The sequence below is a fragment of the Nostoc flagelliforme FACHB-838 genome (assembly GCF_014698065.1).
Classification (GTDB): Bacteria; Cyanobacteriota; Cyanobacteriia; order Cyanobacteriales; family Nostocaceae; genus Nostoc; species Nostoc flagelliforme_B.
The window spans coordinates 1-1,690 of sequence record NZ_JACJSI010000706.1; the positions used below are offsets into that span (position 1 = coordinate 1).

Consider the following 1,690-nt stretch of genomic DNA (forward strand, 5'->3'; position numbering starts at 1 on the left):
TTTCGCTAGGGCAATTATCCTTGTTTTAATCATGAAGATGATGCTCTGGCTATACTATTAGTCAAAAACAAGAAACTATATTTATAAATAGCAACTTAAAAAACTAATCAATGTCCAGCAAAACAATTGATGTCCGAGAGTACACCGTCAGAGCGCACAAGCGGGAAATTCATACTCGCGTTTTCAACTTTGTCTGTAAGCAGTGTGAACAACCCACACAACGAGAAACCTTTGGTGTGCGACCGCTCTACTGTGAGCAATGCCGTCCGCCACAAGCACCCAAGAAATCAGTAGTTCCTCTCAAAAAGAGAAAACCCAGAGCTATGACTTACAAGAGTGGTAAAGGTATTGCGGGATAGAGAATAAATTAGGTAGCAAGATTTGGGTAGGTAAGTCAAGTCATGTATAGCCATGAGCCTACCCCCGTTAAATATCAACTTCCCGGTTGAAGGGAGAAAGAACTAATTGAGGCGATAAAATCATCGACGCAGACAAGAGTAATTATCTCTATTTACAACTATCGAATATGAATATTTTTTAGGATTACTGAAATCCCCGCCCGTCATCTCGGTAAGACGTAGAATTATTAACAACAGTATATTTGGTAGTTTTGGAGGGTGCATTTTAAGGTGCAACAGTACACACTGTGTAAGATTTAATTTTAATTCTTCTGCTTAATTGTTTGTTACATACTTATAAAATTTTCCCACGGCTTACTTAGCTACAGTTACAGATTAACGTAAAAACCTCTTTTTGTGCTGCTGTAAACTCAACAAATGAGCGAATCCTGGGTGCAACCAAGCGACGATCAAGATAGCAGATCCAGACTGGAACTTCTAGTGGTCGATAGATATTAAGAACTTCTACTAAATTGCCGTTCTCAATTGCTTCTGCTGCCAAGAATCCTGGCATCTGGCTCAGACCTAATCCTGCGATTGTTGAGCGGACGATCGCATCTGCATTATCAAAGACAACAGAACCACTGACTGCATATCGCTCAACTTTGCGAGCTTGCGTAAAAGACCACGGGTAAATACGTCCAGTTGCTCGATTGCGAAAATTTAAACAGCTATGTTGTTGAAGTTGTTCTGGGTGCTGGGGTTTAGGGTGTTGTTCAAAATATGTAGGTGAACCACAAACCACTAAAGGATAAGTGACGAGTTGGCTAGCAATCAGATTGGCGCTGTCGTTCAATTGCCCTGTACGAATTACCACATCAACTGCTTGTTCAGCTAGATCCACATGGCGATCGTCCATAGAAATGTCAAGAGTCATGTCTGGAAACATTTGGGTGAATGCCTTGAGGATTGGCACTAAGCAAACGCGCCCAAATGCAGGCGGGACACTTACGGTTAATCGCCCTTTGGGAGCAGCACGATTCCCTTGAATTTCTGCTTCAAGGGCATCTAGTTCACCCAGTAATTGCTGGCATCCTTCATAAAACCTGACTCCATCAAACGTTAGGCTAATGCTACGAGTAGTGCGATGGAAAAGCTTAACTCCCAAATCCGCTTCTAAGCGCGCAACTGCTTTGCTCAGAGCTGAAGTAGACAAGCCTAGAACATTCGATGCTTGAACAAAACTTTGGGCTTCTGCAACGCGCACGAACGACAACAGGTTTGACAAACTCTTAATCACAGATTGTTGAAAATAAGTGGATAAAGAAGTGAAATATCACCTCTTCTCAATT

General features: G+C 42.0%; 2 protein-coding genes. One reads left to right on the forward strand and one right to left on the reverse strand.

All coding sequences use genetic code 11. The features are described 5' to 3' along the window. Nucleotides 1–110 precede the first annotated feature (110 nt). Nucleotides 111–359, forward strand: coding sequence for a hypothetical protein (locus H6G97_RS50960; protein WP_190947761.1), 249 nt, complete (start codon nucleotides 111–113; stop codon nucleotides 357–359). A gap of 358 nt (nucleotides 360–717) precedes the next feature. Here the strand turns inward: H6G97_RS50960 and H6G97_RS50965 are convergent, their stop codons facing one another. Continuing rightward, nucleotides 718–1,626: a LysR family transcriptional regulator gene (locus H6G97_RS50965; protein ID WP_199350211.1), complete on the reverse strand. Its 909-nt coding sequence runs from the start codon at nucleotides 1,624–1,626 to the stop codon at nucleotides 718–720. Nucleotides 1,627–1,690: the final 64 nt, after the last annotated feature.